Source organism: Blautia sp. JLR.GB0024, from assembly GCF_037000545.1.
Classification (GTDB): domain Bacteria; phylum Bacillota; class Clostridia; order Lachnospirales; family Lachnospiraceae; genus Blautia; species Blautia celeris.
In genome coordinates, this window is sequence record NZ_JBANBF010000051.1 from 1 (window position 1) to 418 (window position 418).

Annotated in this window: 1 protein-coding gene; it reads left to right on the plus strand. The window is 51.4% G+C overall.

The annotated features are described in order from the left end of the window. A partial coding sequence (locus V8Q34_RS27380) for a TIM barrel protein (protein WP_335836692.1) occupies window positions 1–418 on the plus strand: 418 nt, incomplete at both ends.

Below are 418 nucleotides of genomic sequence, written 5' to 3' on the forward strand. Positions count from 1 at the left end.
GATCTGCAATCAGTGGTTCTCCTCCTTTCTGATCACAAAGCCCTTTGAAGAGGTGGAGAAGGAGTTCCGCGCACAGCTTGCGTTCTTAAAGGCAATGGGCGCCAAGATCATTGGTGCATCCGAGCAGAGCCACAGTGTACAGGGCATGCAGGACACCCCCATTTTCGGCCACAAATACGTGATGAATGACCAGGAGTGGGAGACCTTCTGTACAGGTATGAACAGACTGGGTAAGATCGCGAAGGAAGAGTACGGGATCAGCCTGACCTTCCATCACCACATGGGAACCGTGGTGCAGAACCCGGACGAGGTGGAGAGAATGATGGAAAATACAGACCCGGAATATGTGAGCCTGTTATTTGATACCGGCCATTTCACCTACTGCGGCGCAGACCCTCTTGAGATGGTGAAAAAATAT